Source organism: Aeromonas sp. QDB56, assembly GCF_027705505.1.
Taxonomy (GTDB): domain Bacteria; phylum Pseudomonadota; class Gammaproteobacteria; order Enterobacterales; family Aeromonadaceae; genus Aeromonas; species Aeromonas caviae.
In genome coordinates this window covers 1-14,828 of sequence record NZ_JAPDBZ010000036.1, presented here as the reverse complement: position 1 = coordinate 14,828, position 14,828 = coordinate 1, and the positions used below count along the sequence as shown (strand labels likewise).

14 protein-coding genes and 2 pseudogenes are annotated in these 14,828 nt (G+C 64.9%); 9 read left to right on the top strand and 7 right to left on the bottom strand.

Going from position 1 to position 14,828, the window contains the following annotated elements; genetic code table 11:
• Positions 1–10 precede the first annotated feature (10 nt).
• A complete protein-coding gene (locus tag OKB81_RS08130) occupies positions 11–1,492 on the bottom strand; it encodes a GGDEF domain-containing protein (protein WP_160837685.1) in 1,482 nt (493 codons plus the stop codon).
• Between the two features lie 181 nt (positions 1,493–1,673).
• Here OKB81_RS08130 and ybaK point away from each other — a divergent pair, with 181 nt between their 5' ends.
• A complete protein-coding gene (gene ybaK / locus OKB81_RS08125) occupies positions 1,674–2,144 on the top strand; it encodes a Cys-tRNA(Pro) deacylase (RefSeq protein ID WP_010675694.1) in 471 nt (156 codons plus the stop codon).
• 125 nt (positions 2,145–2,269) lie between these two features.
• On the opposite strand, the gene OKB81_RS08120 is transcribed toward ybaK, so the two are convergent.
• Genes OKB81_RS08120 through OKB81_RS08110 form a run of 3 tightly spaced genes read right to left on the bottom strand, consistent with a single transcriptional unit; the run spans position 2,270 to position 3,950 of the window.
• Positions 2,270–2,998: a GNAT family N-acetyltransferase gene (locus OKB81_RS08120; RefSeq protein ID WP_160837703.1), complete on the bottom strand. Its 729-nt coding sequence runs from the start codon at positions 2,996–2,998 to the stop codon at positions 2,270–2,272.
• Positions 2,999–3,026: 28 nt separating this feature from the next.
• Positions 3,027–3,464, bottom strand: coding sequence for a rhodanese-like domain-containing protein (locus OKB81_RS08115; RefSeq protein WP_069651919.1), 438 nt, complete (start codon positions 3,462–3,464; stop codon positions 3,027–3,029).
• 18 nt (positions 3,465–3,482) lie between these two features.
• Positions 3,483–3,950, bottom strand: coding sequence for an OsmC family protein (locus tag OKB81_RS08110; RefSeq protein WP_160837683.1), 468 nt, complete (start codon positions 3,948–3,950; stop codon positions 3,483–3,485).
• Between the two features lie 252 nt (positions 3,951–4,202).
• Here OKB81_RS08110 and OKB81_RS08105 point away from each other — a divergent pair.
• The 3 genes and pseudogenes from OKB81_RS08105 (at position 4,203) to OKB81_RS08095 (ending at position 7,217) form a co-directional block, all read left to right on the top strand.
• A pseudogene (locus OKB81_RS08105) lies at positions 4,203–5,458 on the top strand (aminotransferase-like domain-containing protein).
• A gap of 66 nt (positions 5,459–5,524) precedes the next feature.
• Positions 5,525–6,403 carry a hypothetical protein gene (locus tag OKB81_RS08100; RefSeq protein ID WP_234888594.1) on the top strand — a complete coding sequence of 293 codons (879 nt, stop codon included), beginning with the start codon at positions 5,525–5,527 and terminating at the stop codon, positions 6,401–6,403.
• A 37-nt stretch (positions 6,404–6,440) separates the two neighbouring features.
• Positions 6,441–7,217, top strand: a complete 777-nt coding sequence (locus OKB81_RS08095; protein ID WP_244058995.1) for a substrate-binding periplasmic protein — start codon at positions 6,441–6,443, stop codon at positions 7,215–7,217.
• Positions 7,218–7,232: 15 nt separating this feature from the next.
• Here OKB81_RS08095 and OKB81_RS08090 read toward each other — a convergent pair whose 3' ends face one another.
• Positions 7,233–8,108: a LysR family transcriptional regulator gene (locus tag OKB81_RS08090; RefSeq protein WP_039040573.1), complete on the bottom strand. Its 876-nt coding sequence runs from the start codon at positions 8,106–8,108 to the stop codon at positions 7,233–7,235.
• Positions 8,109–8,236: 128 nt separating this feature from the next.
• Between OKB81_RS08090 and OKB81_RS08085 the strand changes: the two genes are divergently transcribed.
• Both OKB81_RS08085 and OKB81_RS08080 read left to right on the top strand, forming a co-directional pair.
• On the top strand, positions 8,237–8,638 hold the full coding sequence (locus OKB81_RS08085; protein WP_039040574.1) for a CidA/LrgA family protein: 402 nt from the start codon (positions 8,237–8,239) through the stop codon (positions 8,636–8,638).
• Positions 8,631–9,320, top strand: coding sequence for an LrgB family protein (locus OKB81_RS08080; RefSeq protein WP_010675703.1), 690 nt, complete (start codon positions 8,631–8,633; stop codon positions 9,318–9,320). The genes OKB81_RS08085 and OKB81_RS08080 overlap by 8 nt, the downstream gene beginning before the upstream one ends.
• Before the next feature lie 67 nt (positions 9,321–9,387).
• Here OKB81_RS08080 and OKB81_RS08075 read toward each other — a convergent pair whose 3' ends face one another.
• A complete protein-coding gene (locus OKB81_RS08075; protein WP_160837679.1) occupies positions 9,388–11,841 on the bottom strand; it encodes a bifunctional aspartate kinase/homoserine dehydrogenase II in 2,454 nt (817 codons plus the stop codon).
• Positions 11,841–13,019 carry a cystathionine gamma-synthase gene (metB, locus tag OKB81_RS08070; protein WP_052815522.1) on the bottom strand — a complete coding sequence of 393 codons (1,179 nt, stop codon included), beginning with the start codon at positions 13,017–13,019 and terminating at the stop codon, positions 11,841–11,843. Before metB ends, OKB81_RS08075 begins: the two co-directional genes overlap by 1 nt.
• Positions 13,020–13,242: 223 nt before the next feature.
• Here metB and metJ point away from each other — a divergent pair, with 223 nt between their 5' ends.
• From metJ to OKB81_RS08055, 3 genes and pseudogenes are all read left to right on the top strand, one after another.
• Positions 13,243–13,566: a met regulon transcriptional regulator MetJ gene (gene metJ, locus OKB81_RS08065; RefSeq protein WP_005327165.1), complete on the top strand. Its 324-nt coding sequence runs from the start codon at positions 13,243–13,245 to the stop codon at positions 13,564–13,566.
• 35 nt (positions 13,567–13,601) lie between these two features.
• Positions 13,602–14,360 (top strand): AraC family transcriptional regulator, encoded by a 759-nt coding sequence (locus OKB81_RS08060; protein ID WP_160837677.1) that lies wholly within the window; start codon positions 13,602–13,604, stop codon positions 14,358–14,360.
• A gap of 84 nt (positions 14,361–14,444) precedes the next feature.
• A pseudogene (locus OKB81_RS08055) lies at positions 14,445–14,693 on the top strand (tRNA-binding protein); the annotation flags it as partial.
• Positions 14,694–14,828: the final 135 nt, after the last annotated feature.

Below are 14,828 nucleotides of genomic sequence, written 5' to 3'. Positions count from 1 at the left end.
TGGCCTCTCATCAGGAGACCTGGTTGCGACCCCGACGTTTTGCCTCGTAAAGTCGCTGGTCCACGCATTGAAGCCAGTCATCCATGCGCCTGTAACTCATCTGATAGGGCGTGATCCCCACGCTGATGGTGACGGTGATCGCCTGGTGCTGGTACAGGAAGGTGTGCTGCTCCACCTGATGCCGGATGCGCTCCATGATGCTGTGTGCCTCCTCAAGGGTCGTGCCCCGCAGCAGCAAGATGAACTCCTCCCCGCCAAAGCGCGCCACCAGATCCTTGCTGCGCACCGCCTGCATCAGGAGCCCCGCCAGCGACGCCAGCACGGCATCTCCGGCAAGGTGTCCATATACATCATTGATTTGCTTGAAGAAGTCGATATCTATCAAGGCCAGGCAGCAGGCCTCCCCTTCGGCGGGATGGTGCTGGACGTGATCCAGCAGCACGTTGGCCTGCTGGAAGAAGCTGCTGCGGTTGGGCAGCTTGGTCAAGAAATCGTGCTCGGCGTTGAAGCGCAGCACCCGCTCCATGCGGCTGCGCTCGTCCTCCAGGTTGCGGGCGTGGATAAGGGTGCCAAGGGCCGTGGTGAGGGGCTCGAGCAGGCTGACATGGGTCTCGTCAAAGCCACCCGGGCGGTTGGCCAGAGCGATCATGCCGATCGCCTCTCCCTTGTGGCGGATGGGAATGCCGAGGAAGCTCTCCAGGTGCGGATGACCACGGGGGGAGACACCGCGACTGGCTGGATGGCTCGGCAGATCGTTGCAGCACACCAGGGTATTGTGGGTCACCACGTGCCCAAACAGGTTGTCGAGCTTGCTGAAGATGAGCCCGCCCCGACTCTGGCGCTGCTGCTCATACCAGGCGTGGGTCGCCTCGTCCCAGGAGACATTGGAGATGGAGGGGACATAGAGACTGGGACGACCATCCTCGTACTGGATGATGCCGATGAAACCATAGGAGCTCTCGCTCACGCTCAGCAGGCGCTCGAAGACGGTATCGCAGGCGGAGCCGAGATTGCGATCGAGCAGAAAACTCTGGTGCGCGGCCACCACGATGTCAAACAGCTGGCTCTGCTGCTCGACCCGCTGCTTGGCCATCACAGCCGAGGTAATGTCGTGCGCCAGCTTGACCACCCCCAGCAGGGTGCCGGCCTCGTCGCTCACGGGCATGTAGGTGGCATGGAGCCAGAGGGGGCTGCCACCTTGCCTGACCCGGCGAAACTCCCCCGACTGGATCTCGCCACCCAATACCTTCTGCCAGAAGAGATCATGCTCCGCCTGCAGATCCGGCGGCAACAGCATGAGATGGGACTGGCCCACCAGCGCTTCGGGGGGATAGCCCAGCATGTCGCAAAACAGGGGGTTGACCGACACCATGCGACCATCGAGATCGAACTCGACCATGCCATAGGCCCGATCAAGGGCGGTCAGCCTGGCAAGGGTCTCATATCGATCCATCGCGTCGATATCGCGAGCGCAAAGTGCTGTGGTATTCATGGCTACGATTCCTTTCGATCGCCGGCGCATTGCATTGGAATGCGGGGACAAGTGCCCAAATCATAGGATCCGGCACCCGGTTACGCTAACACAGGCCCCGATTGGGTGTGAAGACTGGTTCTTGCCACATCCGGCTCCCGGGCGCAGACTGTCTGGCCTTGCCACGGTTCGAGGAGACCCCATGACACCCGCCATCAACTTGCTGAAAAAGCTCAAGATCCCCCACAGGCTCTACCCCTACGAGTGCGAAGCCCACGACGACTTCGGCAAACATGCCGCTACCCAGCTGGGCCTGCCCGAGGCGCAGGTGTTCAAGACCCTGCTCGCCCATCACGACAAGCAGGCGGTGGTGGCCATCGTACCCTCCTCGGGCATGTGCAGCCTCAAGCAGCTCGCCAAGGCCACCGGACTCAAGAAGGTGGAGATGATGAAGCCGGCGGAAGCCGAAAAGCTGACCGGCTACAAGGTGGGCGGCATCAGCCCCCTGGCCCAGAAGAAGCTGCTGCCCACCGTGCTGGACGACTCCGCCATGGCCTTCGACGAGATCCTGGTGAGCGGTGGCAAGCGGGGGCTCTCGGTCGGCGTGGCCCCCGGGGACATGGTCCGGCTGATGAACTGGATTGCGGCCCCCATCGGCGATCACCACGACTGAACAAACAAAAGAGGCGCCATGACTGGCGCCTCTTGCGTCTGGATGTCGGATCTGGCGCTTTGTGTGCGAAGCGCCCAAGGAACCCGACCGGAAACCACCCCGTCCCGGCGGGTGATCTGTCGCCCTCAACACGCCCCAGAGCGGCAGGCGGCGGTCAGTTCGGAGAGTCGGCGACGCTGACGCCCGGCATGGTCGAAGTTGCCGTCCTCCAGCCAGCGCTCGAAGCACCCTTTCAGGGCGGGCCACTCGCTGTCGATGACGGAGAACCAGGCCGTATCCCGGTTGTGTCCCTTGTCCACCCGCGCCTGACGGAAGGTCCCCTCATAGTGAAAGCCCAGGCGCAGGGCCGCCTGGCGCGAAGGCAGGTTCAGGGCATTGCACTTCCACTCGTAGCGCCGGTATCCCAGGGCAAAGGCATTGGCCATCATCAACACCATGGCCGCCGTCGCCAGCCGTGACTGCTGCATGGCGGGGGAGAAGTGCAGCCAGCCCACCTCGATGCTGCCCGCCAGGGGATCGATGCGCAGGTAGCTCGCCAGCCCCAGCGCCCGTCCGCTCCCCTCGTCGATGATACCGTAGAACTGGGGATCCCGCTTGGTGACAACCTCCCGCATCCAGACCCCCATGGCGGCCTCGTCCGCGAAAGGGCCGCTGGTCAGGTAAGTCCACATGGCCCCGCTGTCGACACTGAATGCCTGCCACAGATCCCCCAGGTGGCGCTCGGGATCAAGGGGCTCGAGACGACAGCCCCAGCCATGCAGTGCACGGTGGGGAGGGAACTCGGCGCCGCGCCATTCTGGCAGCGCACGCCCCAGAGGCTGCCCAAAGTCGTTGAAAAGGGCGGCGCCGGACAGAGAGGCGTCGCCCCCCTCATTGCAACGTTCAACAGGCACAGGCAATTCCCCCTTCCAGCAGCACTCCGGGCTCACTGCCCGTGGCGACGGCGAAACCGTCCTGACGCCACCAGTGCAGACCCCCTATCAATTCCTTGACCTCAAACCCGAGGGACGCCAGCTTGTAGGCCCCTTGGGTCGAACCGTTGCAGCCGATGCCGTCGCAATAGCAGACATACACCAGGTTCCGGTCCAGTACCGCCGTGGTCGACGCCGTCATGGTCCTGTGGGGGAAGGAGATGGCGCCGGGAATGTGCCCCTCGGCATAGTGTGCGGGGGAGCGGGTATCGATGACCACGATGCCCGCTACCCCGGCCAGCAGATCGGCGGCCAGATCCGCCGGATCGGTACGAAACTTCAGTTGGGCCTCGAAAAAGGCGCTGGCTTCGGCGGCCCCTGCCACCCCTGTGCTCAATACATGACTCATCCTGAACGCTCCTGATGACTAGATGACGATCTCTGTGGTGACGACGGTGTTGACCGAGTTGGCGATGAAGCACTCCTCATGAGCCTGGTGGTGCAACTGCTCCAGATCCGCCAGGGCGGGCTCCTGCTCTCCCCCGAAGATCACCCTGGGACGCAGGGTGACCCGGGTCATGGCGAGGCGACCTTGTCCGTTTTTCGCCATGATGCCGACCGCTTCGTCCCGGTAGCTCTCTACCCGATAGCCCGCCTTCGTCGCCAGCCAGAGGAAGATGAGCATGTGGCAACTGGACAGGGCCGCCACAAACGCCTCTTCCGGGTCTACATGTTCCGCCACCGAGTAAGGCAGCGGCACCACATGGGGAGAGGAGGAGGCCGGCACCCTGCCCCCGCCATCAAACGCCCACTCATGGGCCCGGCTGTAACGCTGATCGACGAAGGGCTCGTGCTCCCCCCGCTGCCAACTGATGGTGGCACTGTATTCCGACATGCAGACTCCTTGTGTTGCCAATCCGTGCCGCCCGCTGGCGCCACCCTGTGACCATCAATGTAGCGACAAAATGGCCTTGCCACGCCGACCAATTTTGCCAATATGGGCAGACCAATTTCATCGAGCCGCCACCATGACCATCCACCCCACCCGCTCTGCCCGTCGGTCGCCAGCCCCACAGCCGCGCCATGCCCTGCGGGCAGGATCCCTGCCTCGAAAGGGGCGCAACCCCCGCGCCAACGGGATCACACCATGACCGTTCTGCCAACGCTCTTCGCCAGCCAGCAGCAAGGGGATCTGCCCCTGCACGAACAACTGGTGCGTACCCTGCGCGAGGCCATCCTGGCGGGCCACCTGCCCCTGCACAGCCGCCTGCCCGCCAGCCGCCTCCTGGCCCGGGATCTCGGTATCTCCCGCAGCACGGTGGAACTGGCCTATGGCCGGCTCGAGGCGGAGGGGTATCTGGTGCGCAAGGTGGGCGCCGGCAGCTTTGTCGCCCTGGCGGCGGTGCGCCCCGCGCCGCGCCCGCCCCAGTCAGCGCCGCCATCAGCAGCTATCTGGTGCAGTCCCGCGGCGTGGTGTGCGAGCCGGATCAGATCCTGATCCTCACCAGCTCCCAGCAGGGGATCCTGCTGGCGACCCAGTTGCTCATCGATGCCGGTGACACCGTCTGGGTGGAAGACCCCGGTTATCCCGGGGCTCGCACCGCCATGGAGAGCGCCGGTGCCCGGGTGCATCCGGTGCCGGTGGATGAAGAGGGGCTCAACCCTCATGGGGATCATCCTGCGCCGCGCCTCATCTATTGCACCCCGGCACACCAGTACCCCCTTGGCGTCCCCATGAGCCTGCCCCGCCGCATGGCGCTGCTGGCCGAGGCAGAGCGTCACGGCGCCTGGATCCTGGAGGACGATTACGACGGGGAGTACCAGTATGATCAGCGTCCCCTGCCCGCCCTGCAGGGGCTCGACGGCCAGGGGCGGGTGATCTATGTGGGCACCTTCAGCAAGGTGCTGTTCGGCTCGCTGCGCCTCGCCTACCTGGTGCTGCCCAGGCCGCTGATGGACTCCTTCTGCCGCGCCCGGGCCGCCGTCGACGGCCACAGCAACCAGTTGCAGCAAGCGGTCACGGCAGACTTCATCCGGGGCGGGCACTTCGCCACCCACCTGCGCCAGAGCCGCCTCCTCTACCAGAGCAGACGGGATCTGCTGCTGGCGGAACTGGCCGAGCACTGCCCGGGGCTCACCCCCATCCACAGCGGCGCCGGCCTGCAGTGCGCCGTGCTGCTGCCCCCCGGTGGCGAGGCGCGCTGGACCGATGCCGCCAACGCCTGCGGGCTGGGGCTGCGTCATCTGGGCCAGTTCTACCTGGGCCCGCCGACGCTGGAGGGGTGGCTGCTCGGCTTTGGCTGCCTCGACAACCAGACGCTGCGCCAACTCTGTCGTCGCCTGGGTCTCTTGATGAAATCCGCATGCCCCCCTTCTCAAGAGGTCAGATCTGCCAGAGCCTGATAGCGCTGTGTCGACGGGAATGGCCCGTCTATACTGGGCACAATCCCGTTGCCGAACCCGGTCAAGATGCATCGAATCCTGCTCCTTTTGCTCGCCCTCTCCCTCCCGTCCCTCACGATGGCGGCCACCCGCTTCACCCTGATCACCGGGGAAACCCAACAGGATGTCCGCATGAATTATTACCGGGCGGCGATGCAGCTGGCGCTGGAGAAAACACGGCCCGATTACGGCGACTATGAACTGCTCGACGCCATCAGGATGAACAAGGCGAGGATGCGGCTCGAAGTGCAAACGCCGGGCAAGAATGCCCTCTTCATCGTCGACAGCTGGCCCCAGGAGATCCCTCAACCCGGTGTCAGCCTGGTCCCCTTCCCCATCGATCTGGGCGTGCTCGGCTACCGGGTCTGTTTTGTCGGCAGTGCCCAGGCCCTGGCCGGGGTTCACACCCTGTCCCAGTTGCAGCAGTTCACGCAAGGGGTGGGCACAGGCTGGCGGGATGCCGACATCCTTCGCTACAACGGCTTCAGGGTGCAGGAGGTGGATAACTATGAGTCACTGTTTCGCCTGGTGGCCCGTGGCCGGATCGATCCCTTCTGCCGTGGTGCCAACGAGATATTGAGCGAGTGGAAAAACCACAGACCCGGCCTGCCGGGGCTGACCGTGGATAGCCATGTCGCCCTCTTCTATCCGCTCATCCACTCCCTCTATAGCCACGCCACCTACAGCAAGGAGCGCGAGCGCCTTTTGCGCGGCCTGCAACTGGCCTGGAAAGATGGCTCCCTGCAGCGCCTCTGGCGCCAACATTTCCAGCCTTCCCTGGTCTTTGCCCGGCTCGATTCACGCCAGATCTTCCGGCTGACCAACCCGCAGTTGCCCGACGAGAGCACCGACTACCGCTCCTATCTCTATGACCCGATGAGGGATGACTTTGGCATCGCTCCCTGACTGGCTCGCCGGTTCTCCCCTGTCAGGCAGGCTCCCCTTGCGCACTTTCTGTCTGGCGCTGCTGCTCTGGTTGCTGCCGACCTGCGTCATGGCCGCCCCCGGCAGCATTCGTGCCTGCATGGAGAACAGCGATTCGCCTCCCTGGTTGCTGATGTCCGGCGAGGGGATAGTGCAGTTCCACCTCAAGGAGGTGGCAAACCGGATCGGGCATCCCATCATTCTCACCCCCCTTCCCTGGAAACGCTGCCTCTCCCTCGTCAGCCAGGGCCAGCTCGATGCCGCCGTCAAGCTGAGCTACAGCGAAGAGCGTGCTCGCACCATAGGGGTCTATCCCATGCGACACGGAGCACCTGATCCCGCCAAGCGCCTGCTCACCGAGAGCTACAGCCTCTACCAGCCAAAAGGCGGACAGGTTCGCTGGGATGGCCGGCAGCTTGTCGCCCCTGGCGTCATTGCGGCGCAGTCCGGTTTCTCCATCGTCGCCCAACTGCGGGAGAGCGGTGTCAGGGTGGATGACTCCAGCAGGGAACCACTGATCCTGCTCAAGAAGGTCGCGATGCAGCGCGCCGTTGCCGCCGCCCTGCAAACCGGGGTCGCAGAACGGACCCTGGCCGCCCACCCGCAGTTGCAGGCCACACTCGAGCGGATCACCCCTCCCCTGGTCGAAAAACCCTACTACCTCATCTTCTCCCACCCCTTCCATCAGGCCCACCCCGATCTCAGCCAACAGGTGTGGGACGAGATTGAGGAGGTGCGACACTCCGCAGCCTATGCCCGCTTCGTCACAGGCATGGCGTCACCGGGGACCCCCTAACCCCAGACCCGCTCCTCAGCCCTGCTCGCGGCACAGGGCAAGCCAGGCCTCGGCGGTGCGGGAGAGGTAGCGATCCCCTGGCCAGATCACCCCGAGTCGCCAGCTCAGCGCCGGGGCCAGAGGGCGCAACACCAGCCCGTCCGGCGTCAGCCGCCGGCAGATGGGCTCCGGCAGGAAGGCGACCCCCATGCCGCTTCGCACCATGGCGGTGAGAAAGTCCCACTGGCTGCTGCGGGCCGCCACCTGGGGCACGAACCCGGCTTGCTCGCAGGCCTGCTCCAGCCGCTCGCTCAGGGTGAAGGCCTGGGTATAGAGCAGGAAGGGTTCGTCCCGCAGAGCCTCCAGCCGGATCTCGCCCCCCTCTCGCCAGCGGGGCAGGTCCGGTAGCACCACCCGGATGGGGTAACTGTCCAGATCCAGGGCGCAGAGGGCCCCCTCTTCCCTGGTCGGCAGCATGGTGATGGCGAGATCCAGCTCCCCCGCCAGCACCGCCTGCTCGATGCGCCGCCCGCCATATTCGACGATGGAGAGCTCCACACCGGGGTAGCGGCTGCGATAGGTACGGATGAGATCCGCATAGACATGACCCACCATGGGCGGGATGCCGAGGGCAAGACGCCCGGATTGCAGGCTCTGCAGATCCGCCAGCTCCGCCTCCAGCTGCTGCATCTCCGCCAGGATGGTCTGGGCCCGATTGAACAGCACCTGGCCGCTGTCGGTCAGGGTGAAGCGGCGGCCGACCCGGCTCAGCAGGGGCTGGCCCAGCTCCTCTTCCATGTTGCGGATCATTTTGCTGATGGTGGGCTGGGTGACGAACAGCTTCTCGGAGGCGCGGGTGAAGCTCTGCTCCCGCACCAGCTCGACGAAGTAACGCAGGGCTCGAATATCCATGGTGCTCTCTTGACGGGGATGGCTGGCTAAATCATGCCTCTTTGGCATGATTTTGATAATTTAAATTCATTTTTTGCAGGTTTGGTCCCTCTCTATACTGTGAGCAGGTTCACAGAAAGACGCTTGCCATGAAAACCCTCTGCCTTCGCTGGTTGCAAACCCCCTTCCAAATCGCCCTGCTGGCGGCCATCTGGTTGCTGGCCGACATCGCAGTGCGCACCTTGCACCTGCCCCTGCCCGCCAACCTCACCGGCATGTTGCTGCTGCTGGTCTGCATCCTGCTCGGGGTGGTCAAGGCCCAGTGGTTCAGTGCCGGGGCCCGCTGGCTGCTGGCGGAGATGCTGCTCTTCTTCGTCCCTGCCGTAGTGGCCGTGGTCAACTATCAGGAGCTGCTGCTGCAGGAGGGGTGGCGCATCATGGTGGTCCTGATCGTCAGCACCGTGCTGGTGCTCGGCACCACGGCGCTGGTGGTGGACAGGGTCTATCGCCTCGAGCTGAAGCTGGCCCGCCGGAGTCGCCGCCATGTCTGACACCCTGCTCGGCCTGCTCTGCTTCGCCCTGACCCTGCTCTTCTACTACGCCAGCAAGTGGCTCTATGGCAAAAAGCGCATCCTGCCCCTGATGCCGCTGCTGCTGGCCCCCACCCTGCTGGTGGCCGTGGTGATGCTGTTCCACATTCCCTACCGGGACTACATGGCCGAATCCCACTGGCTGCTCTGGCTGCTGGGCCCTGCCACCGTCGCCTTCGCGGTGCCCGTCTACGAGAATCGCCAGCTGATGCGCCGCCACTGGCTCTCCCTCTCGGTCGGGGTCGTGGCGTCCGTGGTGATGGCGGTGGGCAGCACAGTGCTGCTGGCCCGCTGGCTCAACCTCTCCGAGCTGTTGCAACGCAGCATGGCCATGAGATCCATCACCACCCCCTTCGCGGTGGAGGCGACCCGTTCCGTGGGTGGCAACGCCGATCTCACCGCCCTGTTCGTGGTGCTGACCGGCGTCATCGGCATGGCGGTGGGAGAAAGCGTGCTCACCGTGCTCGCCATCCGCAGCCGCCTTGGCAAGGGCGCGGGCTTTGGTGCCTCGGCCCACGGGGCCGGGACAGCCAGGGCCTATCAGATGGGCAACGAGGAGGGGGTGGTCTCCAGCATGGTGATGATGATCGCCGGCATGGCCACCGTGCTGCTCGCCCCCCTCCTGGGCCGGCTGTTCTGGTAACTCCACTACCCGATAACAGAAGAGGCGCCCTGGGGCGCCTCTTCTCATTGCATCGTGTCACGCAGCCTCAGAGGCTGGCGCAGATCTGCCAGAGATCGTACTGGATGGCGGCGGCCGTCACTTCCCGGCCCGCTCCCGGCCCCTGGATCACCAGGGGGTTGGTGCGATAGCTGTCGCTCTCGATGGCGAACACGTTGTCGCAGGGCAAGAGGTTGGCAAACGGGTGATGGGGCTCCAGCGCCTCCAGCCCGACGCGGGCCTTGCCGTCGTGCTCGAAGCGGGCGACATAACGCAGCACCTTGCCGACCCGGCGCGCCCCCTCGAAGGCGGTCTGGATAGGGTCATCCAGCTCCTTGAGCCTGTCCATGAACTGATCCGCACTCACCTTGCGCAGGACCACCGGCACCAGGTTCTCCAGCTCGATGTCGGCGGAGTCGAGTTCGAAGCCCGCCTCCCGCGCCAGGATAAGCAGCTTGCGGCGCACATCCTGACCGGAGAGATCCTCCCGGGGATCCGGCTCGGTCAGGCCGTGTTGCCACGCCTCGTCCACCAGTTCGGAGAAGGGGCGAGTGCCATCATACTGCTGGAACAGCCAGGAGAGGGTGCCGGAGAAGATGCCGGAAACCCCCTGGATGCGGTCACCGCTCTGACGCAGCATCTGGATGCTGGACTGGATGGGCAGCCCGGCCCCCACGGTGGCGTTGTAGCGCCACTGCACCTGATGGTCGCGGCAGGTCTGCTTGATGCGCTGGTAAAACTCGCTGTCGGCGGCACCGGCAAACTTGTTGGCGGCGATGATGTGGATGCCGAGCTGGGCAAAGTCCGGGTAGTAGCGGCTCACCGTCTCGCTGGCGGTCATGTCGAGCGCGATCAGGGAGTCAAAACTGTGCTGCTCCAGCTGGGAGAGCAGCTCCGGCCAGATGAGCGGCTTGGGATTGAAGTTGTCCTGTACCTTGAGGGGATCCAGCCCCTCTTCGTCCAGCAGCCCGCCCTTGGAGTCGAAGACCCCGTAGAGGGTGAGCGCCAGATTGAGCTCATGCTCGAGGCGCGCCTTCTCGCGGGCGTAGAGCCCCAGCCAGTGACCACCGATATTGCCTTTGCCGAACACCACCAGCCCGACCCGGGTCGGGCGGCTGAACAGGGCACTGTGCAGAGCGATGAGCAGCGGCTCCAGCACGATCTGGCGCAGCACGGCCACCAGGCTCAGGCCGTCCTTGGCCACCTGCACGAACTCCAGAGGCTGATCCGCCAACAGCTGGTAGAAACGGTGGCACTGCTCGGCATTGTCGGTGACGCCGGCTCCCACCAGGGCGACCAGGCTGAACCCCTCCTTCTGGATGAGGCCGGTAAAGTTGCCCTGCAACTGGAAGTCACGGAGCACCTCGAAGGCCCCTTGTGCCACCTCCAGGGTGTAGGCCAGACGCAGGACCCGCCGATCCGGCTGGCGCTGCAGGGTGAGCGGATGGAGGCGATGGCGGGCCAGATGGGCCTCGATGGCCGCCACTGTCTGCTCAAAGTCCGTCTGCGGCAGCACCTTGAGCTCGATGAGGGCTATCTGATCCACCGAGGAGACGATGCGGGCACCGCCGGAGCGGGGCGCACGGCGCAGGATGTGGGTGCAGCCTTCGTCCGGATTGTAGCTGCAGCGCAGGGTGAGGCGCTGACGGCTGTCGGCCACCGGCTGCAGGGTACGCGAATGCAGCACCGAGGAGCCCAGGCGCGCCAGCTCGTTGGCCTCGGCCAGGCTCAGGCGCTCCAGCAGACGAGCCTCTTTCACCCGGCGCGGGTCGGCACTGTAGACCCCGGCCACGTCGCTCCAGATGGTGGTGGACTCGCCGTCCGCCAGCGCCGCCAGGAGGCTGGCACTGTAGTCGGAGCCGTTGCGCCCCAGCAGCAGGGAACGCCCCTCCATGTCGGCGGCAATGAAGCCGGTCACCACGATGCGACCGGCGTGCTCGGCCAGGCGGGCCTTGAGCAGCTCGCTGGAGAGGGCGGTATCCACCTTGATGAGGGCGCCGTCTTCTGCGCGCAGGAAGCTGCGAGCATCGAGCCAGGCGGCCGCCTCACCCCGGCTGGTGAGCAGGGCAGCCAGCAGGCGGGCGGACCACACCTCGCCAAAGGCGAGCAGGCCGTTGCGCTCGAAGCGGTCAAACTGCCCCTCCAGGGTCTTGGCGATCAGCTGCATGTCGCCCGTCAGTTGCTGGCTCAGATCGAGGTGAAGCTCCCCTTCCAGCAGGCCGTCGATCAGGCTTTGCTGATAGGCGTGCAGGGCGGTGATGGCTTCGCCTGCGGCCTCATCCCCCGCTTCCGCCAGCTCCACCAGCTGGATCAGCCGGTTGGTGGTCTTGCCCGCGGCGGAGACCACCACCAGCTCGTTGCCCCCCACCTGTTGCTCGACGATGCTGGCGACCCGGCGATAACAGACCGGATCCGCCAGGCTGCTGCCGCCGAACTTGTGTACATGGCGCCGCTTGAAGACTGCCTCTGTTGCCACCACACACTCTCCTTGTTGTTGTTCCATTACTTCACCTGCTCTGCCTGTTGTGCCAACTGCGCCTGTTCAAACCCCTGGGCCAGATCGGCCACCAGATCCTCACCGTGTTCAATCCCCACCGACAGGCGCAGCAACTGGGCACTGATACCCGCCGCCTGCTGGGCCGCAGGGGTCATGGCCCTGTGGGTCATGCTGGCCGGGTGGGCCACCAGACTCTCCACCCCGCCGAGGGACTCCGCCACCGAGAAGAGGCGCAGTCCCGCGAGGAAGGCGCGCAGCCCCGTCTCGTTGCAATCGAGCTCAAAACTTAGCATGGCGCCAAAGCCGGACTGTTGACGGCGCGCAATGTCGTGGCCCGGATGGCTCGGCAGGCTGGGATGATAGATCCGCTTGACCAGCGGCTGCTGCTGCAAGAAGGCGAGGATGCGATCCGTGTTCTCCTGATGGGTGCGCAGGCGCGGGGCCAGGGTGCGCAGGCCCCGCAGGGTGAGGTAGGAGTCAAAGGCACCGGAAGTGAGCCCCAGGCAGTTGGCCCACCACACCAGGGAGTCGGCAAGAGCCTGATCCTTGGCGATCGCCACCCCCCCTACCACGTCGGAGTGGCCGTTGATGTACTTGGTGGTGGAGTGGACCACCACGTCGGCACCAAGGGCCAGGGGCTGTTGCAGCAAGGGGGAGAGGAAGGTGTTGTCCACCACCACCTGGGCCCCCACCTCGTGGGAGGCCTCGGCGATGGCGGCGATGTCCACCACCCGCAGCAGCGGATTGGAGGGGGTCTCCACCCACACCAGTGCGGGTTTCTGGGCCAGCGCGGCGGCCAGCGCCCCCTCGTCTCCCTGATCCACGAACTGCACCTGGTAGTGGCCCTTGGCCGCCAGATACTCGAACAGGCGCCAGGTACCGCCGTAGCAGTCGTGGGGGGCGATCAGCAGATCCCCCGCCTTGAGCAGAGCCGTGGTCACCAGGTGAACGGCCCCCATGCCGGTGCCGGTCACCACGGCGCCGGCCCCCCCTTCCAGGGCCGCCAGGGCATCCGCCAGATTGGTGCGGGTCGGGTTGCCGGAGCGGGCATAGTCGTATTGACGGGGCTCGCCAAAGTCGGCAAAGGTGTAGTTGCTGGAGAGGTAGATGGGGGGCACCACGGCACCGTGCTGCGTATCTGTCTCAATCCCGGTGCGTACCGCCAGGGTGGCCTTGTGGGTCATGTCACTCTCCTTGATGGGTTGCCGGAGCCGGTCCGCCTCGTGGGTCGTCCAGCCCCGCTCTCATTTTCGCTGGCCGGACTGCCGGCCCATGGTGCACCACACTACGCCACCTTAAAAAAGCCGTCAACACTTCTAGACGTCTAAATGGCTTTGCTGTTGGATTGCCATTGAATTCCTTAAGGGTTAAAATCCGCGCTCACGGCCAAACGACTACAGGTGGAACATGGGTACAGAGTGGAACGGCGACTACGTCAGCCCCTATGCAGAGCACGGTAAGAAGAGCGAACAGGTCAAGAAGATAACCGTCTCGATCCCGCTCAAGGTGCTGAAGGTGTTGACCGATGAGCGCACCCGTCGCCAGGTGAACAACCTGCGTCATGCGACCAACAGCGAGCTGCTCTGCGAAGCCTTCCTGCACGCCTTCACCGGCCAGCCGCTGCCCTGTGACGACGACCTGCGCAAGGATCACCCGGACAGCGTCCCCGCCGAGGCCCGCGCCATCATGGAAGCCCTTGGCAAAGAGATCGAAGACTTCGACGCCGAGTAATGCGGCTGCCCATGGCAAACGATGCATCCCTTTCAATGACGCGGCCCGGTGCCGCGTCATGCTTATCTGCCGCCTCCCCCTTCAGCCTGCGTCACTACCAGAGCGACATGCAGAGCCACAGTCATGACCACGCCCAGCTGGTGATCCCCCTCGTCGGCCCCCTCGAGATCGAGGTGCAGGGTCGGGGATGTCGCCTCGCCCCCGGTTTTGCCTGCATCATCGCCCCTGGCCTTCGCCACGCCTACGCCGCCGACCCGGCGCACGTGTTTCTGGTGCAGCAGAGCCACTGGCTGCCGGCCGCCCTGGGGGACCACCCCTTCGTCGAGCTGGATGAGGCCCAGCGCCACTACCTCGCCTTCCTGCACCGCATGGTGGCCGAGGGGCGCCACGTGGCCGGCATGGATCAGGTGTGGCTCGGGCTGCTGACCGAGGGACGCGGCATGGGCCCCGCCGTCGCTCCCCGCATAGCCCCTCGTATCGCCAAGGTGCAGCGTCATATGGAAGCCCACCTCGCAGACCCCCTCACCAACGAGGAACTCGCCGCCATCGCCTGCCTCGGCCTGAGCCAGTTCAAACACGCCTTTCGCCAGCAGGTGGGCACGAGCGTCTCCCACTACCTCAGGATGCGGCGTATGGCGCTGGCCCGCACCCTGCTCGCTCGCACCCGGCTGCCCGTCGGCGAAGTGGCCAGCCGCTGCGGCTATCAGAACCAGGGAGCCTTTGCCGAGCGCTTCCTGGCCGAAACCGGACTGACCCCTTCCCTCTGGCGCCGGCAAAACGGCTGCCTGCCGTAATCGGTCGGCTCTTTGCCGAAGACAATCCCCGGGCACTCGAGGCATGCTGAGGCTCATGCAAGGTATGGGCAACGAGGAGCCAAGATGCAGACCATAAGCTGGCAGGATTTCGAGATGGTGGAGCTCAGGGTGGGCACCCTGGTGCGGGTCGAGCCCTTCCCCGAGGCGCGCCGCCCCGCCTACAAGGTGTGGGCGGATTTCGGCCCCGAGCTCGGGGTGCGCAAGAGCAGCGCCCAGATCACCGACCTCTATCGACCGGAGGATCTGGTGGGCCGCCAGATCGTCGCCGTGGTGAACTTTCCCCCCAAGCAGATAGGCCCCATCCAGTCGCAATGCTGTTCACTTAAGAGAATTTGAGTTCCAGTCCACGTAGTATCAGGGCTAAAAAATGGGTTCATCGCGGCTTTCCGGGGAAGGCCGCCTTGATTTTCAGAAAAAAGTATTCTGAGTCCCTAAATCCATATGCCA

Bases quoted from the DNA above. Each gene is read 5' to 3' on its own strand.
- OKB81_RS08115 (WP_069651919.1), bottom strand. From the start codon at position 3,464: ATGAGTCATGTATTGAGCACAGGGGTGGCAGGGGCCGCCGAAGCCAGC.
- metJ (WP_005327165.1), top strand. From the start codon at position 13,243: ATGGGTACAGAGTGGAACGGCGACTACGTCAGCCCCTATGCAGAGCAC.
- OKB81_RS08075 (WP_160837679.1), bottom strand. From the start codon at position 11,841: ATGGAACAACAACAAGGAGAGTGTGTGGTGGCAACAGAGGCAGTCTTC.
- OKB81_RS08085 (WP_039040574.1), top strand. From the start codon at position 8,237: ATGAAAACCCTCTGCCTTCGCTGGTTGCAAACCCCCTTCCAAATCGCC.
- OKB81_RS08090 (WP_039040573.1), bottom strand. From the start codon at position 8,108: ATGGATATTCGAGCCCTGCGTTACTTCGTCGAGCTGGTGCGGGAGCAG.
- OKB81_RS08080 (WP_010675703.1), top strand. From the start codon at position 8,631: ATGTCTGACACCCTGCTCGGCCTGCTCTGCTTCGCCCTGACCCTGCTC.
- OKB81_RS08100 (WP_234888594.1), top strand. From the start codon at position 5,525: ATGCATCGAATCCTGCTCCTTTTGCTCGCCCTCTCCCTCCCGTCCCTC.
- OKB81_RS08110 (WP_160837683.1), bottom strand. From the start codon at position 3,950: ATGTCGGAATACAGTGCCACCATCAGTTGGCAGCGGGGGGAGCACGAG.
- ybaK (WP_010675694.1), top strand. From the start codon at position 1,674: ATGACACCCGCCATCAACTTGCTGAAAAAGCTCAAGATCCCCCACAGG.
- OKB81_RS08060 (WP_160837677.1), top strand. From the start codon at position 13,602: ATGACGCGGCCCGGTGCCGCGTCATGCTTATCTGCCGCCTCCCCCTTC.
- metB (WP_052815522.1), bottom strand. From the start codon at position 13,019: ATGACCCACAAGGCCACCCTGGCGGTACGCACCGGGATTGAGACAGAT.
- OKB81_RS08130 (WP_160837685.1), bottom strand. From the start codon at position 1,492: ATGAATACCACAGCACTTTGCGCTCGCGATATCGACGCGATGGATCGA.